Source organism: Larkinella ripae (assembly GCF_054780775.1).
Map to the genome: position 1 here is coordinate 138,026 of NZ_BAAGVR010000025.1, position 26,827 is coordinate 164,852.

At 51.3% G+C, this 26,827-nt stretch carries 27 protein-coding genes; 14 read left to right on the top strand and 13 right to left on the bottom strand.

The features are described 5' to 3' along the window. The first annotated feature begins 120 nt into the window (after positions 1-120). From rpsB to ACYVHX_RS20625, 6 genes are all read left to right on the top strand, one after another. The gene (rpsB, locus tag ACYVHX_RS20600; protein ID WP_460673575.1) at positions 121-960 is read left to right on the top strand and encodes a 30S ribosomal protein S2; all 840 of its coding nucleotides are present in this window, start codon (positions 121-123) and stop codon (positions 958-960) included. A 143-nt stretch (positions 961-1,103) separates the two neighbouring features. Continuing rightward, the gene (gene tsf / locus ACYVHX_RS20605; RefSeq protein ID WP_460673576.1) at positions 1,104-1,937 is read left to right on the top strand and encodes a translation elongation factor Ts; all 834 of its coding nucleotides are present in this window, start codon (positions 1,104-1,106) and stop codon (positions 1,935-1,937) included. Between the two features lie 211 nt (positions 1,938-2,148). Further along, a complete protein-coding gene (locus tag ACYVHX_RS20610) occupies positions 2,149-2,760 on the top strand; it encodes an RNA polymerase sigma factor (RefSeq protein WP_460673577.1) in 612 nt (203 codons plus the stop codon). 30 nt (positions 2,761-2,790) lie between these two features. Next, a complete protein-coding gene (locus ACYVHX_RS20615) occupies positions 2,791-2,985 on the top strand; it encodes a hypothetical protein (RefSeq protein ID WP_460673578.1) in 195 nt (64 codons plus the stop codon). Between the two features lie 16 nt (positions 2,986-3,001). Beyond that, entirely contained in the window at positions 3,002-3,829 is an 828-nt protein-coding gene (locus ACYVHX_RS20620) for a mechanosensitive ion channel family protein (protein ID WP_460673579.1), read from the top strand. A 35-nt stretch (positions 3,830-3,864) separates the two neighbouring features. After that, positions 3,865-4,761 (top strand): DUF3078 domain-containing protein, encoded by an 897-nt coding sequence (locus ACYVHX_RS20625; RefSeq protein ID WP_460673580.1) that lies wholly within the window; start codon positions 3,865-3,867, stop codon positions 4,759-4,761. Between the two features lie 33 nt (positions 4,762-4,794). Here the strand turns inward: ACYVHX_RS20625 and ACYVHX_RS20630 are convergent, their stop codons facing one another. Next, complete coding sequence (locus tag ACYVHX_RS20630; protein WP_460673581.1) at positions 4,795-6,588, bottom strand: histidine kinase dimerization/phosphoacceptor domain -containing protein; 1,794 nt, start codon at positions 6,586-6,588, stop codon at positions 4,795-4,797. A gap of 92 nt (positions 6,589-6,680) precedes the next feature. Continuing rightward, positions 6,681-7,463, bottom strand: coding sequence for a response regulator (locus ACYVHX_RS20635; RefSeq protein ID WP_460673582.1), 783 nt, complete (start codon positions 7,461-7,463; stop codon positions 6,681-6,683). Positions 7,464-7,684: 221 nt separating this feature from the next. Between ACYVHX_RS20635 and ACYVHX_RS20640 the strand changes: the two genes are divergently transcribed. Together ACYVHX_RS20640 and ACYVHX_RS20645 are read left to right on the top strand one after the other, a co-directional pair. Further along, positions 7,685-8,062 (top strand): LytTR family DNA-binding domain-containing protein, encoded by a 378-nt coding sequence (locus tag ACYVHX_RS20640; protein ID WP_460673583.1) that lies wholly within the window; start codon positions 7,685-7,687, stop codon positions 8,060-8,062. A 76-nt stretch (positions 8,063-8,138) separates the two neighbouring features. Then, positions 8,139-8,495, top strand: a complete 357-nt coding sequence (locus ACYVHX_RS20645; protein ID WP_460673584.1) for a LytTR family transcriptional regulator DNA-binding domain-containing protein — start codon at positions 8,139-8,141, stop codon at positions 8,493-8,495. Positions 8,496-8,675: 180 nt separating this feature from the next. On the opposite strand, the gene ACYVHX_RS20650 is transcribed toward ACYVHX_RS20645, so the two are convergent. Beyond that, entirely contained in the window at positions 8,676-9,614 is a 939-nt protein-coding gene (locus tag ACYVHX_RS20650; protein ID WP_460673585.1) for a hypothetical protein, read from the bottom strand. A gap of 303 nt (positions 9,615-9,917) precedes the next feature. Here ACYVHX_RS20650 and ACYVHX_RS20655 point away from each other — a divergent pair, with 303 nt between their 5' ends. Both ACYVHX_RS20655 and ACYVHX_RS20660 read left to right on the top strand, forming a co-directional pair. Beyond that, on the top strand, positions 9,918-10,748 hold the full coding sequence (locus ACYVHX_RS20655) for an Fpg/Nei family DNA glycosylase (protein WP_460673586.1): 831 nt from the start codon (positions 9,918-9,920) through the stop codon (positions 10,746-10,748). Between the two features lie 66 nt (positions 10,749-10,814). Next, positions 10,815-12,005, top strand: coding sequence for an acyltransferase family protein (locus ACYVHX_RS20660; RefSeq protein WP_460673587.1), 1,191 nt, complete (start codon positions 10,815-10,817; stop codon positions 12,003-12,005). A gap of 117 nt (positions 12,006-12,122) precedes the next feature. Here ACYVHX_RS20660 and ACYVHX_RS20665 read toward each other — a convergent pair whose 3' ends face one another. Then, positions 12,123-12,815, bottom strand: a complete 693-nt coding sequence (locus ACYVHX_RS20665) for a class I SAM-dependent methyltransferase (RefSeq protein WP_460673588.1) — start codon at positions 12,813-12,815, stop codon at positions 12,123-12,125. 446 nt (positions 12,816-13,261) lie between these two features. Then, positions 13,262-14,512, bottom strand: coding sequence for a TCR/Tet family MFS transporter (locus ACYVHX_RS20670; protein ID WP_460673589.1), 1,251 nt, complete (start codon positions 14,510-14,512; stop codon positions 13,262-13,264). A gap of 72 nt (positions 14,513-14,584) precedes the next feature. Between ACYVHX_RS20670 and ACYVHX_RS20675 the strand changes: the two genes are divergently transcribed. After that, positions 14,585-15,451 carry an aldose 1-epimerase family protein gene (locus tag ACYVHX_RS20675; protein ID WP_460673590.1) on the top strand — a complete coding sequence of 289 codons (867 nt, stop codon included), beginning with the start codon at positions 14,585-14,587 and terminating at the stop codon, positions 15,449-15,451. Between the two features lie 56 nt (positions 15,452-15,507). Here the strand turns inward: ACYVHX_RS20675 and ACYVHX_RS20680 are convergent, their stop codons facing one another. The 3 genes from ACYVHX_RS20680 to ACYVHX_RS20690 form a co-directional block, all read right to left on the bottom strand. Continuing rightward, a complete protein-coding gene (locus ACYVHX_RS20680) occupies positions 15,508-16,347 on the bottom strand; it encodes an OmpA/MotB family protein (protein WP_460673591.1) in 840 nt (279 codons plus the stop codon). Positions 16,348-16,481: 134 nt separating this feature from the next. Next, on the bottom strand, positions 16,482-17,678 hold the full coding sequence (lhgO, locus tag ACYVHX_RS20685; RefSeq protein WP_460673592.1) for an L-2-hydroxyglutarate oxidase: 1,197 nt from the start codon (positions 17,676-17,678) through the stop codon (positions 16,482-16,484). Between the two features lie 10 nt (positions 17,679-17,688). Beyond that, positions 17,689-18,885, bottom strand: a complete 1,197-nt coding sequence (locus ACYVHX_RS20690) for an anhydro-N-acetylmuramic acid kinase (protein WP_460673593.1) — start codon at positions 18,883-18,885, stop codon at positions 17,689-17,691. A gap of 78 nt (positions 18,886-18,963) precedes the next feature. Between ACYVHX_RS20690 and ACYVHX_RS20695 the strand changes: the two genes are divergently transcribed. The 3 genes from ACYVHX_RS20695 to ACYVHX_RS20705 all read left to right on the top strand — a co-directional run bounded on the left by ACYVHX_RS20695 (position 18,964) and on the right by ACYVHX_RS20705 (position 22,205). Continuing rightward, positions 18,964-19,845: a fructosamine kinase family protein gene (locus ACYVHX_RS20695; protein WP_460673594.1), complete on the top strand. Its 882-nt coding sequence runs from the start codon at positions 18,964-18,966 to the stop codon at positions 19,843-19,845. Between the two features lie 156 nt (positions 19,846-20,001). Continuing rightward, complete coding sequence (locus ACYVHX_RS20700; protein ID WP_460673595.1) at positions 20,002-21,357, top strand: DEAD/DEAH box helicase; 1,356 nt, start codon at positions 20,002-20,004, stop codon at positions 21,355-21,357. Between the two features lie 71 nt (positions 21,358-21,428). Beyond that, on the top strand, positions 21,429-22,205 hold the full coding sequence (locus ACYVHX_RS20705) for a tetratricopeptide repeat protein (RefSeq protein ID WP_460673596.1): 777 nt from the start codon (positions 21,429-21,431) through the stop codon (positions 22,203-22,205). 18 nt (positions 22,206-22,223) lie between these two features. On the opposite strand, the gene ACYVHX_RS20710 is transcribed toward ACYVHX_RS20705, so the two are convergent. The 5 genes from ACYVHX_RS20710 to miaA all read right to left on the bottom strand — a co-directional run bounded on the left by ACYVHX_RS20710 (position 22,224) and on the right by miaA (position 26,728). Beyond that, positions 22,224-22,946, bottom strand: a complete 723-nt coding sequence (locus tag ACYVHX_RS20710; RefSeq protein WP_460673597.1) for a DUF2306 domain-containing protein — start codon at positions 22,944-22,946, stop codon at positions 22,224-22,226. 153 nt (positions 22,947-23,099) lie between these two features. Next, the gene (locus tag ACYVHX_RS20715; RefSeq protein WP_460673598.1) at positions 23,100-23,933 is read right to left on the bottom strand and encodes a LytR/AlgR family response regulator transcription factor; all 834 of its coding nucleotides are present in this window, start codon (positions 23,931-23,933) and stop codon (positions 23,100-23,102) included. Between the two features lie 167 nt (positions 23,934-24,100). Further along, entirely contained in the window at positions 24,101-24,721 is a 621-nt protein-coding gene (locus tag ACYVHX_RS20720) for a rhomboid family intramembrane serine protease (protein ID WP_460673599.1), read from the bottom strand. Between the two features lie 31 nt (positions 24,722-24,752). Further along, a complete protein-coding gene (locus tag ACYVHX_RS20725) occupies positions 24,753-25,736 on the bottom strand; it encodes a polyprenyl synthetase family protein (RefSeq protein WP_460673600.1) in 984 nt (327 codons plus the stop codon). Positions 25,737-25,807: 71 nt separating this feature from the next. Then, positions 25,808-26,728: a tRNA (adenosine(37)-N6)-dimethylallyltransferase MiaA gene (gene miaA, locus ACYVHX_RS20730; RefSeq protein ID WP_460673601.1), complete on the bottom strand. Its 921-nt coding sequence runs from the start codon at positions 26,726-26,728 to the stop codon at positions 25,808-25,810. Between the last annotated feature and the right edge of the window lie 99 nt (positions 26,729-26,827).

Sequence of the window (26,827 nt, forward strand, 5' to 3'; positions counted from 1 at the left end):
AATATTCGGTAGGCATTAAATGTTAGATCTTAACTGATCCATTGTCCAGATCGCACTTGCCTGATGCCGACGTGCGGTGCTGCGTATTCATTATTTCATTTTCTTATTTCACATTGTAAAATGGCACAAGTAGAGTACAAAGACCTTCTGGATGCCGGTGTGCATTTTGGCCACCTTACCCGGAAATGGGATCCCCGTATGGCACCGTATATCTTCATGGAGAAAAACGGTATCCATATCATTGACCTGAACAAAACGCTGGCGTCGATCGACGAAGCAGCCGCTGCGATGAAAGGCATCGTGCGCTCAGGGCGCAAAGTCATGTTCGTGGCCACCAAAAAACAAGCCCAGGAAATCGTTACGGAAGAAGCGCGTCGGCTGAAGATGCCGTTCGTAACGGATCGCTGGCTGGGTGGAATGCTGACCAACTTCGCAACAATCCGGAAATCATTGAAGAAGATGCAGGGCATCGAAAAAATGATGAAGGACGAAACTACGTACAAAAGTCTGGCAAAACGGGAACGTTTGACCGTATCCCGGGAGAAAGAGAAACTGGAGCGGGTGTTGGGCGGTATCGCTGACCTGACTCGTCTGCCGGCGGCTTTGTTTATCGTGGATGTAAAACGCGAGCATATTGCCGTTGCCGAAGCAAAACGGCTGGGCATTCCGGTTTTCGCCATGTGCGATACCAACTCCAATCCGGATGAGGTGGATTATCCAATCCCGGCCAATGATGATGCCTACAAATCCATTCGTTTGATTACGCTGGCGATTGGTAAGGCGATCGAAGAAGGGCTGCTGGAGCGCAAGCAGGATAAAGACGATCAGCGTCTGCAGGAAGAGGAAGAAGCAAAACGGGCCGAAGACGTGAAAGCAGCACAGGCCGAAGGCGAAACATCCGCAGAAACGGAAGAAGTGAGCCCGGTTGTTGCTGAAGAGACGAACGAACAGGAGGACTAAGACTATCGAAGAGCAACCCCATGTTGCCAGAATTATACGGATCGGATAGCCCATAGCCTCGCTATGGGCTATTCCGTTTCGGGAGACTCCAATAGGTTAACATATAGTTAAGAATTTGCTAACAGATAATTAATAAACAAACAATGGCTATTACCGCACAAGACGTTAACAGACTCCGGCAGGAAACAGGCGCCGGAATGATGGATTGTAAAAAAGCGCTTACCGAAGCCGACGGAGATTTTGAAAAAGCAAAAGATATTCTGCGGAAACAAGGTCAGAAAATTGCCAGCAAACGGGCTGATAACACAACCTCTGAAGGCATTGTCCTGACGCATGTGAGTCCGGATGGAAAAACCGGCCGGGTTGTAGGCTTTGCGTGCGAAACCGAACCGGTTTCCAAAGTGGTTGATTTCCAGAATCTGGCGATGGCGCTGCTGGATAACGCGGTCTCGGCAAAACCCGCTACGAAAGAAGAACTGCTGGCGTTGCCGCAGGGCGATGGCCGGTCATTGCAGGAGCATATCACGGAACTGGTTGGAAAACTCGGTGAGAAACTGGACGTAACGGCTTACGAAGTGGTAACGGCAGAACAAGTGGTTGCTTACAATCACTCTAATGGAAAACTGGGCGTGCTGGTTGGCCTGAATAACCTGAATGGCAGCGAAGTGACCGAAGTTGGTAAAGACATTGCCATGCAAATTGCCGCCATGAAACCGGTTGCCATTGACAAAGACGGCGTGGATGCCACTATTGTAGAGCGTGAAATTGAAATTGGTAAAGATCAGGCGCGCGCGGAAGGGAAACCGGAAGCCATGCTGGAAAAAATCGCCCTGGGCAAATTGCAGAAGTTTTACAAAGACAATACGCTGCTGAACCAGGAGTTCGTGAAGGATTCATCGCTCACGATCGCTCAACTGCTGGACAAAACCAGCAAAGGACTAAGCATTTCTGCTTTTAAACGCGTTGCTATTGGTTAACAACAAGTTACGTTTATTAAAGCTTTAGTTACTTAGAAAGCCCGGTTTAGTTAACCGGGCTTTTTTTTATGATTCGTCCTCTTGACATATAATGCATTTTAGTTTTATTTGTACATCCAACATATTTATGGCGCTCTATAGTAACAAGTAGTGTGCTTTTATCAATAAGCCAGAGCTTGGATGTTACTTTAAAATTTTAAGCGTTTTTAGGATGATTGCATCATTAGAGGTAAAGCGGTTGACAGACGAAGAGCTTGTGCGTCTTTATGTCGATAAGCAAAGTAACCGTTATTTTGAACTTCTATACAGCCGTTACAGTGACAAGGTCTATCGGAAATGTCTGATGTTTACAAAAGATTCTGCCAAGGCGGAGGATTATACGCACGACATTTTTCTGCGGTTAATGGTGCGTCTGAGCAGTTTTAAAGAACAATCCCGTTTCTCGACCTGGCTCTTTTCGATCACGTATAACTACTGCACAGATCAGTTACGCACCAACCGGAAAAAAATTGAAGTTCCGGTGGATGAAGAAATGGATTGGCTGGATGAGAGTCACGATGAAGACCCGATGGAAATGGAAGGACAGCGGTTGAAGTCGGCCCTGAGTTACCTGACGATGGAAGAACAAAGCCTGCTGTTGATGAAATACCAGGACGAGGTGAGTATCAAAGAGATTGCTGACATTCACAACCTGAGTGAAAGCGCCGTTAAGATGCGGCTCAAACGCGCCAAGGAAAAGTTGAAGAAACGGTATCTGGAAACGCTCATTTTCGTAACCCTGCTGGTGGCCAAATTTATTGCCTGGACGAAGTTTACCAAATGAGTTTGCCTGTACATCTGCTCCCAAAGCTCAATGGAGTCGCTTTATTCTATTTTTAAAGAAATTGAATTGCCGGATACCTGTCCGCCCAATGTCAAAGCAGAATTAGTGTCGGAAATTGATCTCATTCGCAATTCCCTATCCGTGGTGGCGGTTTACGTTGATGATTTTTTGGGAGTCGTATCAATCCTGCTTTCAACTCTAGAACCTCCATCTTCAAAACCGTAATAAAGTAAACCTTGCTATGGATCGGATTCCGGCTTTCGTCGATATACTGGGTAACACCTTTACCACCCTGATCAACCAGTTTATTGATTTTGTTCCTCGTATCATTGGGGCGGCTTTCATTCTCGCGGTCGGATTCGGCGTGGCAAAAGCCCTGGCAGTGCTGGTTTCAAAACTTCTGGAACGAATCGGGCTCAACCGGATTGGGGATCGGCTGACCGAAATCGACTTTATCAAACGGCTCAAGACGGAAATAAAGCTGAGCGACATCGTTGCTAAGGTTCTGTATTACTTCGTGTTGCTGATTTTTCTAATGGCCGCGACCGAAACGCTCGGCGTATCAGCCATTACGGCTATGGTGAAGTCGCTGGTTGACTTTATTCCCCGCTTGATTGCCGCAGCTATTATGCTACAGGTGGGGGTGCTGATCGCAGATGCATTGAAAGGGGCGGTGGTTACGCTGTGTCAGTCGTTCAATATCGCTTCCGGGAGGTTGCTGGGAATGATTGTGTTTTTCTTTTTTCTGATCATTACCCTGATCAGTGCGCTCGGTCAGGCCGGGATCAACACTGAACTGCTGGAATCCAGTTTTAACTTGCTTATTGGAGGCATCATTTTTGCCTTTGCGATTGGCTACGGTATTGCGTCCCGTGATGTGATGGCGAATATTCTGTCATCGTTTTACAGCAAAAACCGGTTTTACGAAGGGCAAACGGTCCGGATTGGAGATACAAAAGGAGCCATTGTCCGAATTGATACTACGTCCCTGACGCTACGGACCGGCGATACCACCACTATCATCCCCTTACAAAGTCTTCAGTCGCATCACATAGAAATTTTCGACTAACGGCTTCCAACGAATCCTTAACCACCGTACTTTCCATGAAAATTTCCATTCTGCTAACTTTTCTGATTGGCTGGAGTACACTCGTACGGGCCCAGAAACCGACTAATCTTGATTCAATCAAAGTTATTCCGCTCGATACAACCTACTGGAAACGCTCAGCGCAGTTTGGGCTCAACCTGAATCAGGGTTCTTTCAGCAGCAACTGGAAAGGTGGGGGTGTTAATTCCGTCGCATTAGGCGCTTTTTTCAACGCTAAATCAGATTACATGCAGCGACGTTTTAACTGGACCAGCGAAGTTCAACTGCAATACGGTATCGTAAAAAATCAGGGTCAGGATTCGCGTAAGAACGTGGACCGTATTTTTCTGGACACGAAAGCGGGGCACCGGTTGAGCAAAGCATGGCTGGCCTTTGGTAACCTTAACTTCCTGTCGCAGTTTGCACCAGGCTACCGGTACGAAGAATTGGCTAGTGGGGGAGAGCGGTACGTACTGATTTCAAATTTTTTATCACCCGGTTACCTGACGGAATCAGTCGGGCTGGAATACAAACCGGTTACGTATTTTAACTTACAATTCGGGCTGGCCACCCTGCGGCAGACGTTTGTAACGGACGATTCCATCACCATAGGGGAGCCTGCACGGTATGGTGTCGCTCCCGGCAAAACCGTCCGGAATGAATTTGCCTTTCAATTGATCGCGAACTTCGACCGCAATATTGCTCAAAATCTGAATCTGAAGGCGCGTTATCAGCTTTTCGCCAATTATGAAACGCTGAATGCCATCGATCACCGTCTCGATGTATCCCTCACCGCGAAAATCAATAAGTACGTGAATGTCAATCTAACTGGCATCATCTTGTACGACAAAGACCAGGACGATGCCATTCAGTATAGCCAGGGATTAGCCATTGGTTTTTTGTATTCTTTTTAATCCTTAAGACCCGGTTTTGCGGGAAAGCAGGGTTCAGGCCGCTTCTGACCGGAGATACAAGGGCGGAATGGTCAGCCGGTAATACGTCCCGTTGCGGTTGGTAACTTCCAGTTGACCGCCGGCTTGTTCGCTTAATGATGTAATTAATCGCTTGCCAAACGAATTGCCAGGGCGCTCCCAGCGCCGGAGGTCCAAACCGGCCCCGTTGTCCTGAACTTCAAGGGTCAACTGGGGCCGGGCGAGATTGGGTTCGCTGGATTCTTCGGCCAGAAGCCGTATCCGCAAAAAGGGCCGCTGAACGTGCTGATACGCGTATTTGAAGGCATTCGTTAAAATTTCGTTCAGAATAAGCCCCAGTAAAACCGATAAATCGACATCAAGCTCGTCCTGCTCAATTACTAATTCCCGGTCAAAAGAGGCTGGATCATAGCCATATGCCAGCAACAGACTCTCGAATAAATCGGTAATGTACTCCTTGATGTTGATCGTCGAGACATTGTCGGTCAGGTAAAGCCGCTGGTGAATCAAAGCCATCGCTTCCACCCGCTGCTGACCGTCACGAACGGCCTGTACGGCGCCATCGTCTTCCAGTCGTTTCGATTGCAGACGGAGTAAGCTGGAAACGATAGCGAGATTATTTTTAACCCGGTGATTCAGCTCCCGCAGCAGTGTTTTCAATTGTTCCGATTGCTCCGTAATTTTCTGATGGCTTTCGGAAATGATGCTGTGATTCTCCACCAGCCGGGCATTGGTACGACGGATGATTCGGTATTGCCAGAACAGGAGACCCAGTAAACCAATTAAAATAACCAGGCCCCCGCTCAACCACCCTAACTGCTGCGCTTTTTGCCCATTTTCTTCGTCCAGCTTCTGGATTTGCGCTTCTTTTTCCCGGGCCTGATAGCGGCTTTCAGCCATGATCAACTGGCGGGATTTTTCAGCATTCAGTACGCTGTCGCGATACATCGCTTTCTGGCGAAAATAAGTTAGCGCCTGCCGGTCCTGTCCCCGTTTTTCGTAGACGCGGGTTAGAATATCAAAAACTTCCTCCCGGATTTTTAGGCGCTCCGGGCCGGTTTCACTCCATTTTAACGCCAGTCGCGCGTATTTTTCGGCTTCGTCCGGGCGGTTAAGCCCCAGCAGGGTATTGGGGAGGTTTACGTAAACATACCCCTTCAGATATTCGTCCTTCTGTTCTTCGGCGTGTTGAAGACACTGCCGAAAAATCTGTTCTGACTGCGCAAATTGACCGGCATTCTTAAATTCAATTGCCCGGTTGAAAAGGGAGGACCAGGTATCCTCTCCGTTGGCCTCGTAAATAGCGATTGCCTGGGCATTGTATTTCAGCGCTTTCTGCGGATTCTGACGGGAGTCTTCCAGATTAGCCAGTTCGGAATAAGCATCGGCCATTAGAACCGCCCGCTTGTGCTGGCTGGCGAGTTGCAACGCCTGCTGGTAGTAGCGCTCGGCCTGCTTCAGATCGCTGGCCAGAAAATACGTTTGCCCAATGCGGAGTAGAATCAGGATTTTTTGATTTAGATTCGGCGAGTCTTTTAACAAATCGAGGGATTGTTGAAATTGATTCAACGCCTGCGCGAAATTTCCCTGAGTCGTTTCCAGCTGCCCCATTGATAGATAGACCCGGCTGATCTGACGCTTGTCTTTTAGTTTTCTGGCTACTGAGAGGGCTTCATTAAGCGCAGTTTGAGCATCACCAACCCGCCCTTTCCGCATCATGTCGTCGGCAAAGTCCTGGTAAGCAACAATCCGGGCCGTATCAGGCTTTGCAGTCAGTGTGGCCTTTAGCTTATCATACGCAGACGGCAACTGGGCGTAAGCGAATGGTAGACAAGCAAAACTCGCCCAAAAAACCAAAAACCATCTCATAAATAACGTCAAGTCGAAAAGCTAATTCGGGATTACCAAATTTGAAACTGTTGTATAAAGGCCTGCTTATATTGGCGGCCCAGTGGAATAACGTGTTTGCCAACGACAATTTCCCGGTCGGAGAATCCTTCTACTTTTTTTATGTGAACCGCATACGAGCGGTGCACGCGGGCCAGTTGGATTTCGCTCAACCGTTCCAGCAAGGTGCTAATCGTTAGCCGGATGGCGTATTTGCGATCATTCGTAACGATGGTTGTATACGCACCATCGGCTTCCAAAACCAGAATATCTTCCAGCAAAATTTTAACAAACTGGTAATTATGCTTGATGAAAATAAGATTATCAATTCGTAGAATCGTTTCTCTCGAAGGTGAATCTTTCTCTAAAATGGTATTCAGTTCCACCACTTCTTCCTGAGGTGCCGAATCCTGTTTATGAGCGAAATTATGCAGCGCTAATTCGATTGCAATCCGCAGGTTGCTGGTGTGGACCGGTTTTGTTAAATAAGCAGAAGGCAATGTATGCTTGGCACGATCCAGCGTCGTTTTATCAGACAAAGCTGTGGTATAAATAACAGGCACAGACCGTATTGCCTGCAGCTGTCCGATGGTTTCAATACCGTCCCAATCACCTTTTAACTGAATATCACAAACTACTAAATCGACGCGTTGAGTTTTAAAGAATTCCAGCGCTTTTCGGCCATTATTGGCAATTCCGATAACATAATACCCTTCTTCTTCAAGGGTATCGGATAGATCCATAGCCAGAACAGCCTCATCCTCGATAACTAAAATCTGGATTTGATTCTTATCCATGCTATCACCGTTTAGATCGGTAAATTACCAGAATATTAGAGATATAAAAAGTTTCATATATCCTATTTCCATTCTTTTTCTTCCATTACCAAAATTAGCCGTTCAGGTACCAATATCGGTCGTTAATAGCCATTTACAAGCATGAAATTACGATCATGGTATATTTGCGCAATTAATTTATAACCGACTGTATTTGCACCCTTTAGCCAGAAATTTAGTGTATGTTAATTCCTGTCTCTCCTTCTTCGCGTCTGGTAGCGTCTGGTTCTGTTTTACAATTGTATTTTCGGGGGGCTCGCCAATATTTCTTTGAAGCTTCAGATCTGATCTGCTTACAGGGCGATGGTAATTATACCTGGCTGCATTGGCGAAACCGGCCTTCAATCATTATGCCCAAGACCCTGAAACAACTGGCTGAAGTGCTGCCCGCCGACCGGTTCGTCCGCGTCCATCGGAACAGTATTGTGAATTGTGAATACGTCGAACGGCTGGAGCGCCTAAAAACCGGGGCGGGCCTTATCCACCTGATCGACGGAACCGTGTTGCCGGTTTCGCGTCGTCGCTGGGAAATTATTTACGAGCAATTGAGTAACGCATAAAGAATAAATAAACGAACAGTTAGCTTTACGCAGCTAATGTCGAAGGTAGTCGATTTCTCTGTCCGAATCATGAATTATGCTGTCTATCAATGACCCCCGTTTTAAAGACCAGCTCGAGTTGTTAGATATACTTTATCTATACAATGAAGAAAAAGAGACCTGGATCGTTTTTTTTGACAACCATACGCAACAGTGTGTGTCCGTTGCCGGAGCCATGACACGCTGGGAAAAACAACTACCCGGATTCTGGCGGATCAATGACTGCTACCTGATCAATCCGGCACTGATCTACCGGTTTCACCCCGCCGAACTCCCTCATTTCCCGCTTCCCCTCATTGAACTGGTTACCGGCCGCCAATTTGCCGTCAGCCGGCAGCAAACGAAAACCATACTTCAGAAGTGGAACCTGATCCAGCAATCACTGATTTCCTAAGAAGTCTCCGCTTTCACTGGATACGGTTTTCCTGAAGAGGTAGGTTGGGATTTTTGACGCCAACGACCCGGTTTTCACGTAAGATTCATTTCCAGCGAAGTCTAAATAACTTTATTGGCAAAAACAAAAGGCGCGGTACCGTTGGGTACCGCGCCTTTTGTGCTGGTGTGTTATGCGTACTTACTTGATGGCAAACGAACCTTCACCGATCCGGAAACCTTCTGAGTAAAACTCAATGGTATATTTACCCGGTTTGTAAGGAACAGTACCCCGGTTGTAAGTCAGTTCGACGTTCTGATTGTTGTTGGTGAACGGAACGGTTTGTTTTACCGTATAGACCTGCTCTTCGCCGTTAACCTGGAAAGTTCCGGAACCGTTGGCCATATCCGAAACGACAGCCCCCGAAGGATCAAGCACCCGAACATACACTTCTTTTTCTTCCTGCTTCGTCAGCGGATTTTCGGGCAGCATGTAAACCACTTTCAGCTTATCAACACGTTTTGATTTCACCATATCTTCGGTGGCGTCGCGTTGTTTGCCCCGCGAATTCAGGGCGAATACCCGAACATTCTGGGCTTTCAAAGCCGCAGCGCGGGTCACTTTGTCCGTCAAATCCCGGTTGGCTGCGTTATAGGTCGTCACCGAATCCTGCAACGTTTGTTTTTCCGTTTGCAGCGTTGTGTTCGCATCGGTCAGGCTTTGGTTGTTTGTAACCAATACCTGATTTTCGGAACGCAGCTGAGCAATCAAGGTATCTTTTTCGATCAGATACGCTTCATACTGCTTGATTTTGGTTTCGTATTTGGCAATTGAAACACGCTGACCTTTCCGCAGTGCGGCTTTGTCACGCTCCAGATCGGCTTTCACGCGCTCCAGATCCGTAATGTCACCACCCAGTTTTTTCACTTCGGCAATTTTTGCATCCAGTGCCGTCGAGATTGAATCCAATCGGGTCCGGGTCGTTGCTAATTCTTCTACGCGGGTTGCAATCGTTGCTTCCTGATTTTTACCCACCTCTTTTTGTTCGTACAATAGATAACTGGACACACCTGCCAGAATGGTCATGATAACTAAGGCCGCTACGAGCGCGCCGTTGGCTTTTGGCTTATTGTTTTCCATAACTACTTTGTGCGGTTTGAATTAATTAGACAGAATTAAACAAAAAATAGGTAAATAATTGTCATTCAATCAGGTTAGGGTTAAATCACAATCTCTATATACTTGCTCGAAATCGAATGCATTGTATCCATAACGGGCGTTTTTGTCAAGTTAGTGTATCACCGAAACAAATTTTATTGAAACCCGTATTTTGAATAAAACCGCTTTCATTCCCAAATAGTCTGTTGAATCTAACCAGATTACCATTCTAAATGTTATACAAAACGTCAAAAGTGACCTAAAATGTTCCCGACCTATTAACGTATGCCTGAATTACCCGAAGTTGAAATTTATCGCTCTTACCTCGAAACATCCTCTCTGCTTCAACCAATCGAAGCTATTGAGGTGGAGGATACCAAATTATTGAACACGCCTTTTTTTATCTTGCAGGAAACACTCGTCGGCCGCTGGTTTACCGGGACGCGCCGGGTTGGCAAAAACCTGTTCGTGCTGACCGAGGGACCTGATCAAACCGGTGAACCGGTTATTCTGCACATGCATTTCGGTATGACCGGCGATCTGGAATATTATCATTCCTCGCTCGACCGGCCCAAATACGCCCGGATCGTTTTTCACTTTCAAGGCGGGTTCAATCTGGGGTTCATCTGCCCGCGAAAATTCGAGCGGATTGGTCTAATCAGCGACATAGATACTTATTTGAAACGGAAAAAGATCGGTCAGGACGGTCTGACGATTGCATTTTCTGAGCTAACGGGCCAAATCCGTCGGAAAAAAGCCCTGATCAAACCGGTTCTGATGGATCAAAGCACCGTAGCCGGGTTGGGAAACTGGATTGTTGATGAAGTTCTTTTTCAGGCGCAGGTTCATCCCGAAAAGCGAACCGAACAGCTGACCGACGACGAAATCCGACGCTTACACGACGCCATTCAACGGGTGCTAACAACCGCCATCCGGCACGAAGCCCAGTACCGGGATTTCCCGCCCGGTTTTCTCATTCACGTCCGGGAGTGGGACAATTCGCCCTACGACGACCTCGAAGCGCATAAATTCTGCCCGCGCTGCGGAACCCGGATCGCTAAATCGGAAGTCGGCGGGCGGACAACCTATTTTTGCCCGAACGACCAGCGACTGTAGCGGTCGGCACGTACGGAAAATCGGAAAAATTGCTTTTCTTGCACGATTCCTAATCCTGAACCCACCTTGGCTACTGTACTCCCTGAGTTTCGCGCGGGTCGACTGATGTCGATGGACGCGTACCGCGGTTTTGTTATGTTTTTGATGGCCGCCGAAATTCTTCATTACGGCCGAATTTCGGAAGCCCTGCCCGAAAGCGGTTTCTGGCGTTTCATGGCGCATCACCAGGACCATGTCGAATGGTTTGGCTGCACGCTCCACGATTTAATTCAACCTTCCTTTTCGTTTCTGGTCGGCGTGGCGCTGCCCTATTCCATCGCCAGTCGGCAGGCCCGGGAGTCCGCGTTCGGCGGTATGTTCCTGCAAACCCTTCGCCGGTCGCTGATTCTGGTTCTGCTCGGTATTTTTCTGCGATCGGTTGGTCGCCAGCAGACCAACTTTACGTTTGAAGACACCCTAACCCAGATCGGTCTGGGCTATCCGTTTCTGTTTTTACTGGGATTTCGGTCGGTCCGCACCATCTGGATTGCGTTCGGCGCGATTGTCGTCGGCTATTGGCTGGCTTTTGTGCTGTATCCGCTGCCCGGACCCGGTTTTTCCTACGAAGCCGTGGGCGTTCCTGCCGACTGGCCGTATCATAAAACTGGCATTGCGGCTCACTTCAACAAAAACAGCAACCTGGCCTGGGCCTTCGATACCTGGTTTCTGAATCTGTTTCCGCGCGCCAAAACCTTTCTGTACAATGGTGGCGGCTACGCGACGCTGAGTTTTATCCCGACCCTCGCGACGATGATCCTGGGCCTACAGGCCGGTAAATGGCTGCGGAGCGAGTTACCCTACACGGAAATTGTCAAGCGATTGCTGATCGCGGGCGCCGTTGGGCTGGCCACGGGCTGGCTGCTCACCCTCACGGAAATCAGTCCGTCGATCAAACGAATCTGGACGCCGGGCTGGGTGTTTTTCAGCGGAGGCTGGTGTTTCTGGATGCTGGCGGTTTTCTACTATATAATAGATGTAAGACAGTGGCGCGGCTGGGCGTTTCCGCTGGTGGTCATCGGGATGAATTCCATTGCCATTTACTGCCTGGTTCACCTCATCGATCATTTCATCATGGACACCTTCAAAACGCATCTGGGCCAAACCGTATTCGAGCAGTTCGGTCCCTACGAACCGCTGGCGAGCGGTGGGGCGGCCCTGCTGATTTTCTGGCTGATATTATACTGGATGTTCAAAAAGAAAATCTTTATCCGGGTTTGAGGGAATACGGTTTTTGGTAATCGGGTAAAAACCGGGCTGCCGGATTAACGTCACAAAAAATACAGAGAAAAAATCGGGTGTTAGGGAGCAGACAGAAAGGAGAGTCCCGGAGAAGCGTTACGAAAATTCGTAGAAACTGCGGCTGGTGGCTTCGATCAGGGAGGCATACGATGCGTCGTGGAGTTTGCGCATCCTAAAACCGTGTTCCTTCAAGTAGTGCAGATTGAGTTTCCGCACCAGCCGGTGGTGCGGTGCGTTCGGGCTTTCAACGTGCTCGATCAGGTAGTTCGGGAAATACCCGTAAACCTCTTCGGGGCCGATGCTGAACGGAGCCGTGTTCATTTCCGGCGCGTATTCCAGCGTACTCAGAAAATACTGCGTACCCGGAGAAGTGAGTTCTTCCATTTTTTGCAGGTATCCCACCCGCATGGGAAGCGGTAACGCAACCAACGAAGCCCGGTCGTAAACGAGATCAATCTCACCGACTTCTTCGGGCGTTAGTGTGAACAGGTCCTGGCAAAAAATGGTCAGGTTGTTCGAAATATACCGCTCCCCGATTTTTTCATACGCAAGCTGGTTTTCCGCGAAGAATTGCAGGATGACGCTCTCGGTCCGTTCCACACCCACGACGCGCTCCGCAAACTGACTGAAATACACCAGGTCGAGCGATCGGCCGCAGAGCGGCACAAAAACCGACTTTTCCATCAACGCAAACGGCGTCAGGTGTTTCAGTACGTGCGGGTGAACGTCCTGGCGGTGAAAGCGGGTGTTCGAACCTTCCCACGATTCTCCCCAGACTTGCTTTTCCATGTCGTACTTGTTGTTGTTCTTTGTTGTTCAGTAGTTGTTGTTGTTTGTCTTTCGACGCTACAAAGGTGGCCGATCAAAACGCGTTTTGGTAGAGGGAATTTACGGTTTTGTAAAAACAGGTACTTTTACGTGTACCAGAAGAAGCGTATCCGAAGGACTTAATCCGGGCTTATCCGAGTCGAGGCTGAAAGACTTTTTACCGGGCCATCTCCCGCTTCGGAATCCGGTTTTCGCCCGTTCCGTCGGTGGTAATGGGTTCGGCGTAACAACAGACCCGCATCTGCATTCCGTCGCGAACCGGAATCTGCTGGTCCCCGTTGTTCTGAAAACCGGCCGCGCTGCTTCCGCCCCGGACGTATTACCCGAACTTGACCGCGCCAACGAGAAAACTCTCAAAATGATACTTGCGCCATACGAGGTCGTAAACGGGGGTGTGTGGCAGGAGCCTAAAGGCTGGAAGACGATTTTTCCGGTTTGGGTACCAAAATAGAATCCGTTCCCAAGGCCTTCGTCACTAAAAACACACTGGCGAGGATCAGCACGGCACCCATCAGAAAGGGCGCTCCCGGAAAGTACACCGGCGCTTCGGGTTTGGTAAAATACGCAAACAAGTGCGTCATGAGCAAGGGGCCAATGATGGAGGTCATGCTCGCCAGACTCGCCAGCGCGCCCTGCAACTCACCCTGTTCATTGGGCGGCACCTGCGACGAAATCAAGCCCTGTACGGCCGGCCCGGCCAAACCGCCCAGGGCGTACGGAATCATGAACGCAAACATCATCCAGCCCTGGGTAGCAAACGCAAACAACGTAAAACCCAGCGCTGAGCACGCCAGACCCGTAAAAACCGATCGTTTGGGTCCCAGCTTCGGAACCACCACCCGAATGACGCCACCCTGCACAATAGCCACCGTCAGGCCGATAAAACCGAGCGAATAGCCCACCCAGGTTTCATCCCAGTGAAATTTTTCGATCGTGTAGTACGTCCAGACCGCCTGCGGAGCCTGACCGGCAATGTACAGCAAGACCATCGAACCAACCAGTCCCACAATGGCGGGATAGCGTTTCAGGCGGGTCAGCGAGCCGATGGGGTTTGCCCGTTTCCAGTTAAATTCCCGGCGGTTTTCCGGCGAAAGCGATTCTGGAAGAATGAAAAAACCGTAGATAAAGTTGAGCAGCGACAACCCGGCCGAAATCATGAACGGAACCCGGCTGCCGTACTGGCTGAAAATACCGCCGATGATGGGGCCCACAATGAAGCCCAGACCAAAAGCCGCCCCAACCAGCCCGAAATTCTGCGCCCGTTTTTCCGGGGGACTCACATCGGCAATGTAAGCGGAGGCCGTTGTGAAGCTGGCTCCGCAGATACCGGCCACAAACCGGGCCACAAACAGCCAGGCAATGGTGGGCGCAAACGAACAGAAAACGTAGTCGGCCCCCAACCCGAACAGCGAAATCAGCAGCACGGGCCGCCGACCGAAGCGGTCGCTCAGCCCGCCCAGAATCGGTGCAAAAATGAATTGCATGACGGCGTAGGAGAAGGTCAGCCAGCCGCCGTATTCCGAAGCATCGCTGAGTCCTTCGCCGGTCAGTTCTTCGATAATCCGGGGAACAATCGGAGCAATAACGCCAATGCCCGTGCAGTCAATCAGAATGGTAATAAAGATGAACGTCAGCGCCCGGTTGCGTTGTGGAGCCATGCGGTAAAATTTTGCCCGAAGTTACGGCTTTCTGCCCATTTTTGTCATTAAGTTGCGGAAACCATTTCAATCATGACAACACTCGAAAACGACTTTCTGAAAGTGACGATTCGGCCGAAAGGTGCCGAGCTGACGTCGATTTATAATCAACAAACCGGTATTGAACACCTGTGGCAGGCCGATCCGGCGGTCTGGGGCTGGCACGCACCCAACCTGTTTCCGGTGGTGGGCGGCTGCCTCGACAACGAAATCATCGTCGATGAAAAACCGTATCCAATGGAACGACACGGTTTTGCCCGCCAGTCCGAGTTCATGCTGGTGGAAGCGACGCCGACGAAGGCGGTTTTTTCGCTGCCGGCCAACGAACAGACCCGGGCGGTTTTTCCGTACGAATTTGATTTTCAAATCGAATACCAGATCGACAAGTCGGTTCTGACCATCATTTACCGGGTGATCAACCAGGACACGAAGCGGATTTATTTCTCGGTGGGGGCGCACCCGGCTTTTGCCGTGCCGTTTTTGCCGAACGAATCCTACGAGGATTATTTCCTGGAGTTTCAGAAGGAAGAACCGCTGGAGCGGCACCTGCTGTCGCCCAAAGGCTATTTCACGGGCGAAACCGAGCCGGTTTTGACGGTCGGAAACCAGTTGCCGCTGACCACCGATTTATTCGATCAGGACGCGCTGGTGTTTAAAAATCCGGATTCGCGGGCGGTGACCATTCGGAGCCGCAACCACGATCACGCCGTAACGGTGAGCTTTCCGGCGTTTCCGTACCTGGGCATCTGGGCCAAACCGGGTGCGTCGTTTGTCTGCATCGAGCCCTGGCTGGGCTGCGCCGACCGCGACGGAACGCCCGTGCCGTTTGAGCAGAAAGAAGCCATTCAGCACGTCGAACCGGACGGTATTTTTGAAACCGGCTTTACGGTGGGGGTCTAAAAAAAGAAGGCCGGTGATGGATCCATCACCGGCCTTGTAAGCTTTTTCAATTCCGCTTATTTCTGCTCGGTCAACAGGTTGAAGAACTCATCCAGTTTCGGCAGCAGAACGATTTCGGTCCGGCGGTTGGCCTGACGACCCGTTTCCGTGGTGTTATCTTCTTTCGGCAGGAATTCCGAACGGCCACCGGCGGTCAGACGCGAGGGCGTTACACCAAATTGCGTTTGCAGCGTCCGAACGACCGACGTTGCGCGCAGCACGCTCAAATCCCAGTTGTCTTTCAGGAATTGCGTCGAGATGGGGTACACGTCCGTGTGGCCTTCCACCAGCACATCCAGGTTGCGGTGGTCGTTGATGACCTGCGCCACTTTACCCAGAACGCCTTCCGCCTGTTTGTTCAGCACGTAGCTGGCCGACGGGAAAAGTAATTTATCCGAGATCGAAACGTACACCACACCTTTTTTCACTTCCACCTGCACGTCGCTGTCGTTGATGTCCGACAGGGAGCGTTTCAGATTCTTCACCAGCAACAGGTTGATCGAATCCCGGCGTTGGGCCGACGACGACACGTTTGAAAGCGTTTCGAGCGAACGGCGGATGCTTTCAGCCCCGGCTTTGCTCACAATCGACAGATCGGCCATCCGGTCCAGCAAGTTCGTGTTGGTTTTTTTCATATAATCCAACTGACTCTGCAAATCGTTGATCTGACCGTTTTTGGTGGTCAGTTCGGCTTCTTTTGTTCCGAGGGAGCTTTGCAGGCTGGCGGTTTTTTTGGCACAATCTTCTAATTCCACTTTTACTTTATCATGGACGGTCTGCAATTCGGCTAAACGCTTCTTGCTCGAACACGATGAAATGACAGTTACGAAGGCAATAGCAAACAGGATATTTTTCATGTGACTAGTTAGGAAGTAATTATTTATTTTGGGATAAATGCTTAATCTCTGCAAGTTACGAAGCATTTAGGGAAGGTAGCAAATACATTATTGGATTATTTCAATTTTTAAGTTTTTTCTAATTATGCGGTGCCTTAAAACCGGGCCAGTGCTTTCTCCGATACCGTCAAACCAATCGACAGCGACGAAGTAGCCGCCGGCGAGGGAGCGTTGCAAACATTGATGGCCCGCTCGGTTTCCAGAATGGCAAAGTCGTCGAGCAAACCGCCCGTACGGTCGCAGGCCTGCGCGCGAACGCCCGAACCGCCTTCCACCAGATCATCCTCCTGAATGGCCGGAATCAGTTCCTGCAAGGCTTTCGTAAAAGCCGACTTTGAAAACGAGCGGTACATCTCTCCCAGGCCGGTTTCCCAGTATTTGGCGGCTACTTTCTGAAAACCGGACCAGCTCAGGGTTTCAAACAATTCTTTCAGATTGATGTCCGATTTGCGGTAGCCTTCGCGCCCAAACGCCAGAACCGCATTCGGCCCGGCTTCGACCCCACCGTGAATCATGCGGGTGAAGTGAACCCCCAGAAACGGGAAGTTGGGGTCGGGGACCGGGTAAATCAGGTTGCGGACCAGGTGCTGTTTTTCGGGACGGAGTTTGAAATACTCACCCCGGAACGGAATGATGCGGAGGTCGATGGGCTGGCGCTGGCCGAGTTGCGCGATTTTGTCGGAATAGAGCCCGGCGCAGTTGACCACCAGTTTGGTTTCGTAGGTGGCTTGGTTCGTCACCACCACCGACAGCGTGTTGCCGGGCGTGATCTGCATCACCTGCTCCCCCAGCCGGATTTTGCCCCCCAGCTCGCGGAGTTTTTCGGCGTATTTCTCGCAAACTTGCACGTAGTCGATGATGCCGGTTTGCGGCACCCACATGCCCTCGACGCCCCGGACGTGCGGTTCGATTTCGTGCATTTCGCCCTGCGACAGCTTTTTCAGCCCTTCCAGGCCGTTTTGCCGTCCGCGCTCGTACAGATTGTCCAGCAAAGGCACTTCTTCCGGTTTGGTAGCCACCACGATTTTGCCGCAAAGCTCGTAGGGAACCTGTTCTTTTTCGCAGAATTCGAGTAGCATCCAGTACCCGCGAATGCAGTTGGTGGCTTTCAGACTACCCGGTTTGTAGTAAAGGCCCGAATGAATCACCCCGCTGTTGTGGCCGGTCTGGTGGGCCGCCAGCCGGTTTTCCTTTTCCAGGACGGTAACCGAAAGAGTAGGGCGTTGCTGCTTGATTTGCAGCGCCGTTGCCAGCCCCACAATACCGCCCCCGATGATGATGATATCAGTCATGATTTGTGCGTTAATTCGGAAAAGAAACTTTGCCCATCGTCACCGTCGGAACGCCCTGCCGGTTGCCAAACGAGGTGGTTCCGCCCGCGACGGCTTCGTTGGCCAAAACCGCAAACAGGATGGCTTCTTTGGCATCACCCGAAAGGCCCAGGTCATCGGTGCTGGCAAACCGGCAGGCGGGTAACAAATCCCGGATGGCGCCGGTCAGAACCGGGTTGTGCATACCGCCCCCGCTCCAGTAAACCGTATATACTTCGCCCGGCTTGAGAACGTTCTGAATGGCCTCGACAATGGTTTCGGCGCTCAGGCGCGTGAGGGTCGCCAGGAGGTCGGCGGGCGGTAACGACCCGGTTTGGCTGCGTTGCTGCGCCCGGTGGACGTACTCGCCGTTGAACACTTCCGGCCCGGTGGTTTTGGGAACCGGTGCCTGAAAAAACGGATCTTTTTTCAGTTCAAGCAACAACGCCTGGTGGATCGTTCCGCTGGCGGCAATCCGGCCGTCGGCGTCGTACGGCTGGCCGAAATACTGCCGGGTGAAGGCGTCGATGAGCGTGTTGCCGGGGCCGGTGTCGGTGGTAAAGACTTCTTCGGCGCTTAGATTGCCCGGCAGATACGTAAAATTGGCGATACCGCCCATGTTGAGCATGATCCGGTTTTCGTCTTTTTTCGAGAAAATAAAATAATCGCCGTAGACCGCCAGCGGAGCGCCTTCACCGCCTTTGGCAATGTGTTTCTGGCGAAAATCGCTGAGCGTGATGATGCCGGTTGTTACGGCTACGTGGTCGCCGTCGCCGATCTGGAGCGTCGCGTTGGGGAAACCGGCGAGCCGGTGCTGGCTTTTGGGCGCGTGAAAAACCGTCTGGCCGTGGCTGGCCACAAGATCCACATCGGCAGCGGTGAGGTTCCACTGAGTCAGACAATCGGTGACCATCTGGCCGTGAATTCGTCCAATCCAGGCATTGAGCAAACACAGATGTTGAAAATCAATTTCTTTTTTGGCAAAAACTTTCCGTATTTCCGCCTTCAGGTCGTCCGTATACGGAACGGTCTCGAAATGGGTGAGCAAAACCTGCGTTTGTGGCCCGCTGCCCTGAATACGGCACAGCGCTACGTCCAGACCGTCCATCGAGGTGCCCGACATCAGTCCGATGATCCGGCGTTCGGGGCGCTGCGCCAGTTCGTAAAGGTGTTGTATCTGGGTATTCATAGCGGATTGGGTTGGCAAAAGTACCAACTGTAAACTGTAAATCGAAACGGGAAACCACACAACGGAAAACAGTAATTAATGATGTGGCTGGGAGAAGAACAGTTTGATTTTTTTGAAGGCTTATTTTTTCAGACCCTGGGTCGCTCGGTCGAAGTGTTGGAAGCCCGGTTTTTGGCGGGCGGCAACATCAATACGGCAGCGCAGGTTTTTTCGTCGGAAGGCCTTTATTTCGTGAAATGGAATCCGGAGGACAATACCGAGATGTTTGGCTGCGAAGCCCAGAGTCTCGACCTGCTGCGTTCGACCGAAGCGATTTACATTCCGGAGGTCATTGGCTACGGAAAATACCGCGACAAAGCCTATCTGGTGCTGGAATACATCGACCCCGTGGTACCAAAAACCGACTATTGGGAATTATTCGGGCAGTCGCTGGCGTTAGTACACTCACACACCCAGTCCAAATTCGGGCTGAGCACTGACAATTACATCGGTTCGCTGCCGCAACGCAATGAATTAACCGACAACGGAATTGCGTTTTACATCGAGCAGCGTCTTCAGCCGCTGGCCGGAATGGCGCTTTACAAAGGTCTTCTCTCCCGGGAGCTTTACGCTAAATTTCAGAAATTATACGAGCGGTTGCCGGATTTGTTGCCCGTCGAACGACCGGCGCTGTTGCACGGCGATTTGTGGTCCGGGAATGTGATGGTAAACGAACAGGGGGATGTGGCCCTGATCGATCCGGCGGCTCACTACGGGCTGCGCGAAGCCGAACTGGCTTTTACGACACTCTTCGGCGGCTTCGATGAGCGGTTTTACGACGCCTACGACGAAGCGTTTCCGCTGGAAGACGGTTTTCAGGAACGGATTCCGATTTATAACCTGTATCCGTTGCTGGTGCATCTGAACCTGTTTGGAACCGGCTATTTGAGCGGCATCGAGCAGGTATTGAAACGATTTTAATCCTGAACTAAACGGTCTTGAACTCGGCTTCCGAAGATTAAACCGGGCCGCCGGAGCGAGATCAACTGGGATGAGCTGTCGCAATCTTTTAGATCCTTCAAATCCTTTAATCTGCGGAATCCGAGTTCAAGACAATCCCAGTTCAAGACGATAGTTATGGAAATTACATCATTCGAAGATTTTAACCTCAACCGGCAACTCCTGAACGCTATTGAAGAAGCGGGGTATGAGCGGCCGACGCCCATTCAGCAGCAAGCCATTCCGCTGGCGATGGCGGGGCATGACGTGCTGGGCATTGCGCAAACCGGTACGGGCAAAACGGCGGCTTACCTGCTGCCGTTGCTGATGAAAACCAAATTTGCGCAGGGGCAACATCCCCGGGTGCTGATTCTGGCTCCGACCCGCGAACTGGTGATGCAGATCGACAAAGCCATCAGTGAACTGGGCAAATACACCGACATCCGGCACGTCGCGCTATACGGCGGTATTGGTCCCAAAGCCCAGATTGAAGCGGTGCAGCAAGGCGTGGACATTCTGGTGTCGACACCGGGGCGGTTTTCGGATATTTACCTGCGCGGTGAAATCGTGGTGAAGCACCTGAACACGATGGTGATGGACGAAGCCGACAAAATGATGGACATGGGTTTCATGCCGCAGATCCGGAAAATTCTGGAAGTCATTCCGGTGAAACGGCAGAACATGCTGTTTTCGGCCACCTTCCCGGCCAAAGTAGAGGAGTTGTCGTACGAATTTCTGGAGTTTCCGATGCGGGTGGAAGTGACGCCCCAGGCATCGACGGCGGATATGGTGACGCAAAAACTTTATGCGGTGCCCAACTTCCGGACCAAAATCGATCTGCTGGCCCATTTGATGAGCAACGAAGCCGCCAACCGGGTTATCGTGTTTGCCCGCTCCAAAGAAACCGCCGACAACATCTACAAGTTTTTAGCCCGGAAGGTCGTTGCCGACGACCGGATTCGCGTTCTACACGCCAACAAGGGCCAGAATACGCGCATCAACGCGATGGAAGCGTTTAAGGAAGGAAACATTCGGGTTTTGGTAACCACCGACGTAACGGCGCGGGGCATCGATGTCAACCAAGTCAGCCACGTCATTAATTTCGATGTACCGTTGATTTACGAAGATTACGTGCACCGGATCGGCCGGACGGGCCGCGCCAACCGCACGGGCGAAGCCGTCACCTTCATGACGATTGCGGAAGAATACCACATCGGAAAAATTGAGAAAATAATCCGCATGGAAATTCCGCGCGAATCCATTCCGGCGGCTGTTCCACTAGCGGAAACTCCGTTCGACGAACAGCAGGCTTACTTGCGCGAGATCGACAGTCAGCGCAAAAAAGAAGACCCTACCTTCAAAGGGGCGTTTCATGAGAAGAAAGGCGTGCCGGTGAAAGGCCGGAGTTCAACCACCCGCAGCAAAGCCCCCAAGAGTTCGGCGGCCCGTGGCAGCAAACCCAAATCGGGACCATCGCGCCGTCGGCGGACGTAACCGATTTTCGGTTTTTTGTACTAAATTGAATACCCTTAACGTTCTATAGGGGTTAGTACGTTTAACGTCACATGAATAATCGGACAAAAGGATTACGGTTTTTCGGTCTCCTGCTGTGGTTTCCGCTGGGTGTTTTTGCCCAAACGGGACAGTTAGCCAGTTCGGCCCGAAAGGTCGAAGTGGGAAAGGGGGATACGGCTGTTGAGGTTTCCAAGGACGCTAACCACATTATGGTAAACCCGATGGTGGCGCCTTTGTTTGGAGAAAAAGCAAAAACAACGGAGCACATCGCCTGGGAGGTCCGTTTTCTCAACGAATGCGACCAGAATTTTACCAACCGCTCGGAAGCCAGCCAGTTTTTTTCCACCCGCGCCTGGGAATACCTGACGGAGGGTCAACTGGATACGGCCACTTACCGCTTCAATCTGGCCTGGCTGCTGGACGATAAAAATTCTGACACGTACTGGGGCCTGGGTGTCATCTGTTACCAGCAGGGCAAAACACCGGAGTCGATCCGCTTGCTGAAAAAAGGGCTGGCCGTCGCCGATACCAATGCGGTTTTGATGACGGACCTGGCCACGGTTCAGCTCAAACACTACAAGGAAAACAAAGACAACGAACTCCTCGACGAAGCGATTCAGGTGCTGAACAAGGCCCTGCAATACGACCAGACCAACGCCAATACCTTCATGCGGCTATCGTGGGCCCAGTTTGCCAAAGGCGAGTATACCGCTTCCTGGGAAAATGTGCACAAAGCCCGGGCGCTGGAGTTTTCGTCCGTTGACCTGGCTTTTCTGCAGGAGTTGCTGGAGAAAGCCCCCGATCCCAAAGGTTTTTTCAAACGCTGACCACCGGGCCGTGCGGATTTACGCAACGGCGGTTTTGGGCGTCAGCTTCTTTTCCCCGGCTTTTTCCTTGTAATACCGGATGGTGCGTCCGATCAGGATGCCGCCAATGATTCCGGGCAGTGTCCAGGCCGCCAGATCAACCAGAAAATGATGTCCGGGTAAAAACCGGGTGTTGACGGTGGCAAACGCCGTCACGGTTGCGATGTACGACCCCGACATGCGGGTAATGTGCCCGTAAAACCACTCCATTTTGCCATTTCTGGCTTTTTCCGGATGCCGGAACAGCCCCACATCGTAGCGGGCGTTGCTGAACAGGATACCGGCAAAAAACAAGTACAAAATCCCAAACATCGACAGGTTTCCGGTGGTAAGCCAGGTCACTGCGGCCTGGATGCCCAAACCCGCCATCACCAGCGAGCAGCCCAGCGCCAGATAAGCCGCGATCTGATCGATTCGCGTAAAGGGGCTTTGCGATTTTTTTAAGCGAAGAATGCGTCGGCCCGAGAAAGAGAAATAAAAGCTCAGAACGGCGATAAACAGCAGAAACAGGGTGCTGGGTTTGAAAAAAACCAGATAAACCGCCGTCAGGCAGATGATCGCCATGCACCAGTAAAACACCAGCCCGGTTACTTTATGCAGGCGGTTTCCCTTTTTCGTGATCATTGGCACCAGGCCCACCAGCAACGCCAGAAAACCGGCGGCAATGTGGAGGATCAGCACGAGCTTTACCAGAAGAGTCATGATTCAGAATGCGTTTAGTGGAGTTCGATTCGTTGAAACAAACCTACACGAACGCCTGAAATCGGGCAAACCGGTGGGGTAGAGCGCCTTGATTTGGGGCGTTTGGCAAACCCTGGGGTGGTTGGGAAAGCCGTTGGGACGTTTGGCAATCCATTAGGGCAGGGCTTTCAGGCGGGCCACCAATGTGTCGTTGTATTTTCGGGCGACCGGTATTTGAAATTGACCACCATATAAATGCAGTTTGTACCCCTGTGCATTACCCGTCACCTTTTCCACTTTCTCCAGATTGACAAGGTACGAGCGGTGACACCGGACGATCACCTGGCGGACGGTGGCGGCATTTTCGTTTTCCTCAAGCTGATTTTCCAGCCGGCTCAGACTGCTGCGCAGCAGGGGCTTCAGGATTTGGCCGTCTTTTTGGTAAACCACGGTCGAATAATTATCGCTGGATTCGATGTAAAACAGGTCGGCGCCCGGAAAGGAGAGGCTGTCTTTTTCGTTTTCGGCGGTTAACGTGAGCAGCGGCTGAGCTGGTTTTTGTGGGTCCGGCACATCTGGCCGGTCCGCGGCTGGAGGGTTCTGGGCAGGATGATCGGGGACCGGAATGGCCCGGGCCGACTCGCTGTATTTTTTGAGCCTGATGATGTAATTGACAATTACGGTCGCTGCGGAGGGAAAAATGCCGATCAGAAACGTAACGATGATCGTTCCGGCCAAATCCGGTGCATGAATGGCGTTCCCGATGAGTAACTGTAGGTAAAAGGAATTGACCAGTCCGATCAGGGTGATGTGCAGGGTGATCCAGAGGATTTCGCGCCCGACCGTCCAGCGTTCGTTGGTAAACTGCCCGGGTAGCAAAACCGGAGTAAGGAAATTGAGGCCCGCCGTTACCAAAAACGAAATCAGGCCAAAACCGAGAATCTTGGCGGTTTTAAACGACGTTTGCCAGAGATTCAGCCCAAACGGTTGGAAGAGTAACAGAAACACTCCTACGAAAACCCCAATCCAGAAGGCCTTAAACCACCGGCTGCGCGGTGGTTCTTCACACGGATAAGGCTGGTTGAGAAAATGCCACATTCAAGACCAAAGAAATAAGGTAACAGACCCGCAACATCGTTCGCTGCTACCCGCCGTTCACGCGCTTTCGCCGGGCGTCAAAACCGGCTCCAGTTGGCAAGCTGCTGAACAAAATACGGAACCACGGGTGGATACAGCAGCACCACGACGATCACCCCGAAAATGGCGCCGTACAAGTGGGCATCGTGGTTGATGTTGCCCCGCCCGCGTCGGGATTCGTAAAACGAATAGCCCATGTACAAAGCCCCGAAAATAAAACCGGGAATGCCAATGGCACCGTAGAGATACACTTTTTCGGTTGGCTGGAACATAATGGCGCCAAACAGCAGGGCCGATACCCCGCCCGATGCGCCCAGGGAATTGTAAGTTGAGCGGTCGCGGTGCCGGATCAGCGTCGGAATGTCGGAAATAACAATGGCGGCCAGGTAAAAAATCAGCAGATAAACCGGTCCGGCCCCGCCAAACAGCGCCCCAAACACCTGCTCGATCAGCCGGCCGAAGAAAAACAGGCTGAACATATTGAACAGCAAATGCCCGAAATCGGCGTGAACAAAGCCCGACGTCAGGAGTCGATACCATTGCCCGCGCCGGAACACCTTCTGCGGATTCAAAACCAGGTTATCCAGAAACGATTCGTTCTGCCAGCCATAGAGGCTGACGAGTACGGTGATGACGATGATTGCCAGCGTTACATTCATAAAGAGAGGTGGGTGAACTTCAACGTATGGGTTAACTTTCCCGGCCGATAAGTTGCTCGGTAAACTCCAGAAGCAGGGCTTTCCGGTCCGGATCGGCCGCAACCTGTCTGAAATTAGCCAGGCCCCGCGTAAAATAATTATTAATTCGTTCTTCCGTCAGCTGGCGGATGCCCAACTGATCGTAAATCGCCGTGACGGCCCGCACTTTTTCCTGCTTATCGAACTCCGTGGCACTCAGCCAATCGGTCAACCCGGTTTTCAGATCGCCCTGGGCCTTTTGCAGCGCTTCGATGAGTAAAAACGTTTTTTTGTTCGCAATAATATCACCCCCAACCTGTTTGCCAAATTTGGCCGGATCGCCGTACACATCCAGCAGATCATCTTTCAGCTGAAATCCCAGCCCGATGTTAATACCGCCTTCGCGCAGCAGCGCGCCGGACTGATCGTCGGCACCGGCAATGATGCTGCCCAGTTCGAGCGCAAAACCCAGCAAAACCGACGTTTTGAGCTTGATCATTTCGATGTATTCCTCTTCGGTAACATCCCAGCGCGTCTCAAAATTCATGTCCAGTTGCTGGCCTTCACAAACCTCGGCGGCCGTGCGGTTGAAGCGGGTCAGGACTTTTTTCAGATACGGCGTTTCCACGTCCAGCAGCAGTTCATAGGCATTAACCAGCATCACGTCGCCCGACAGAATCGCAATGTTGTGGTTCCATTTTTCATGAACCGTCGGCTGACCCCGGCGCAGGGGCGCCTGATCCATGATGTCGTCGTGCATCAGCGTGAAGTTATGAAACACTTCCACGGCAACGGCCGGTTTAAGGGCTTTCTGCCAGTTATCGCTGAAGAGGTAAGCGGCCATGAGCGTCAGAAGTGGCCGCATGCGCTTGCCGCCCAGATTCATGATGTAGCCAATCGGGTCGTAGAGTTCCGCCGGTTGCTGGCCGTATTTCGTTTGCTGAATTTCCTGATGAAGCGCTTCTAAAAAAACAAGCGGGTTTTTAGGTTGGGTCATGGCTCAAAAATACAGAAAACTACCGGGATTAGGCGTTCCGGTAGTAAGAGTTACGGGTGAAGGATTCGTTTTTAAGAGCTAAAGCGTTGAAAATCATTCAAAATGATGTCCGCCAAGTGAGCGACTGGTTCCTGTCCGTCGAGCCAGCGAATCGGTAGGCCGTCCCGTTCCAGCTTCCGGAAGAAAGTCATCTGGCGTTTGGCAAACTGATGAATGGCGGTTTCGAGCCGGGCGGTCATGGTCGGATAATCCAGGTCGCCTTGCAGATACTGGGTGATGAACTTGTATTCCAGCCCGTAAAAAACCAGCTTTTCGGGCGGGATGCCGCTTTCCAGTAAGCACTGAACTTCCTCAACCATACCGTTCTGAAGGCGCTGTTGCAAGCGGTCGGTGATGCGCTGCCGACGCACGTCAACGGGAATGGCAATCCCGAAAAAGAGGGCATCCGGCAGGGAAACCGGTGTCGAAAGTTCCGTTTCAGGGTGCTCCGCCAGGTAAGCAGCGATTTCAAGGGCCCGAATCCGGCGCTTGCGGGTGGATAAATCCGCCAGATCACTATACGCCGACGGCCGTTGCTGAAACCGGTCGAGCAGTTCCGCGTCGGTTTTTGTTTCCAGGTCAACCCGCAAGTCGGCGTTAACCGGAATGGCGGTATACTGGTGGGCTTTTAACACGGCTTCCAGGTACAGACCGGTTCCTCCGCAAAGCACCGGCACCCGCCCCCGGCTCAGAATTTGAGGAAGCACCTGATTGAAATCCTGCTGGTATTGATACAGATTATAATCCGTTCCGGCATCGACGATATTGATCAGATGGTACGGAATGGATTGATGGTCAAGCTGGTATTCGTCCAGATCTTTGCCCGTACCAATGTCCATGCTGCGGTAGACCTGCCGGGAATCCACGCTGATGATTTCGCCCTTGATCCGACTGGCAACCTGCGCGGCCAGGCGCGTTTTACCGCTCGCGGTGGGACCAAGAATGACGATCATTTTTGACAGGCCTAGGTTCATTTTCGAAATTCGTTATTCACTATTCAAGGTTCGCTATTCATTTCATTTCATAACCGGCAAGGATTTACGATCGAATAC

Coding starts and splice junctions, on each gene's coding strand:
- ACYVHX_RS20710 (WP_460673597.1), bottom strand. CDS start 22,946: ATGACTCTTCTGGTAAAGCTCGTGCTGATCCTCCACATTGCCGCCGGT.
- ACYVHX_RS20720 (WP_460673599.1), bottom strand. CDS start 24,721: ATGAATGTAACGCTGGCAATCATCGTCATCACCGTACTCGTCAGCCTC.
- ACYVHX_RS20625 (WP_460673580.1), top strand. CDS start 3,865: ATGAAAATTTCCATTCTGCTAACTTTTCTGATTGGCTGGAGTACACTC.
- ACYVHX_RS20615 (WP_460673578.1), top strand. CDS start 2,791: ATGGAGTCGCTTTATTCTATTTTTAAAGAAATTGAATTGCCGGATACC.
- ACYVHX_RS20620 (WP_460673579.1), top strand. CDS start 3,002: ATGGATCGGATTCCGGCTTTCGTCGATATACTGGGTAACACCTTTACC.
- ACYVHX_RS20695 (WP_460673594.1), top strand. CDS start 18,964: ATGATGTGGCTGGGAGAAGAACAGTTTGATTTTTTTGAAGGCTTATTT.
- ACYVHX_RS20690 (WP_460673593.1), bottom strand. CDS start 18,885: ATGAATACCCAGATACAACACCTTTACGAACTGGCGCAGCGCCCCGAA.
- ACYVHX_RS20665 (WP_460673588.1), bottom strand. CDS start 12,815: ATGGAAAAGCAAGTCTGGGGAGAATCGTGGGAAGGTTCGAACACCCGC.
- ACYVHX_RS20635 (WP_460673582.1), bottom strand. CDS start 7,463: ATGGATAAGAATCAAATCCAGATTTTAGTTATCGAGGATGAGGCTGTT.
- ACYVHX_RS20640 (WP_460673583.1), top strand. CDS start 7,685: ATGTTAATTCCTGTCTCTCCTTCTTCGCGTCTGGTAGCGTCTGGTTCT.
- miaA (WP_460673601.1), bottom strand. CDS start 26,728: ATGATCGTCATTCTTGGTCCCACCGCGAGCGGTAAAACGCGCCTGGCC.
- ACYVHX_RS20655 (WP_460673586.1), top strand. CDS start 9,918: ATGCCTGAATTACCCGAAGTTGAAATTTATCGCTCTTACCTCGAAACA.
- ACYVHX_RS20670 (WP_460673589.1), bottom strand. CDS start 14,512: ATGGCTCCACAACGCAACCGGGCGCTGACGTTCATCTTTATTACCATT.
- tsf (WP_460673576.1), top strand. CDS start 1,104: ATGGCTATTACCGCACAAGACGTTAACAGACTCCGGCAGGAAACAGGC.
- ACYVHX_RS20645 (WP_460673584.1), top strand. CDS start 8,139: ATGCTGTCTATCAATGACCCCCGTTTTAAAGACCAGCTCGAGTTGTTA.
- ACYVHX_RS20650 (WP_460673585.1), bottom strand. CDS start 9,614: ATGGAAAACAATAAGCCAAAAGCCAACGGCGCGCTCGTAGCGGCCTTA.
- ACYVHX_RS20680 (WP_460673591.1), bottom strand. CDS start 16,347: ATGAAAAATATCCTGTTTGCTATTGCCTTCGTAACTGTCATTTCATCG.
- ACYVHX_RS20725 (WP_460673600.1), bottom strand. CDS start 25,736: ATGACCCAACCTAAAAACCCGCTTGTTTTTTTAGAAGCGCTTCATCAG.
- ACYVHX_RS20700 (WP_460673595.1), top strand. CDS start 20,002: ATGGAAATTACATCATTCGAAGATTTTAACCTCAACCGGCAACTCCTG.
- ACYVHX_RS20705 (WP_460673596.1), top strand. CDS start 21,429: ATGAATAATCGGACAAAAGGATTACGGTTTTTCGGTCTCCTGCTGTGG.
- lhgO (WP_460673592.1), bottom strand. CDS start 17,678: ATGACTGATATCATCATCATCGGGGGCGGTATTGTGGGGCTGGCAACG.
- rpsB (WP_460673575.1), top strand. CDS start 121: ATGGCACAAGTAGAGTACAAAGACCTTCTGGATGCCGGTGTGCATTTT.
- ACYVHX_RS20610 (WP_460673577.1), top strand. CDS start 2,149: ATGATTGCATCATTAGAGGTAAAGCGGTTGACAGACGAAGAGCTTGTG.
- ACYVHX_RS20675 (WP_460673590.1), top strand. CDS start 14,585: ATGACAACACTCGAAAACGACTTTCTGAAAGTGACGATTCGGCCGAAA.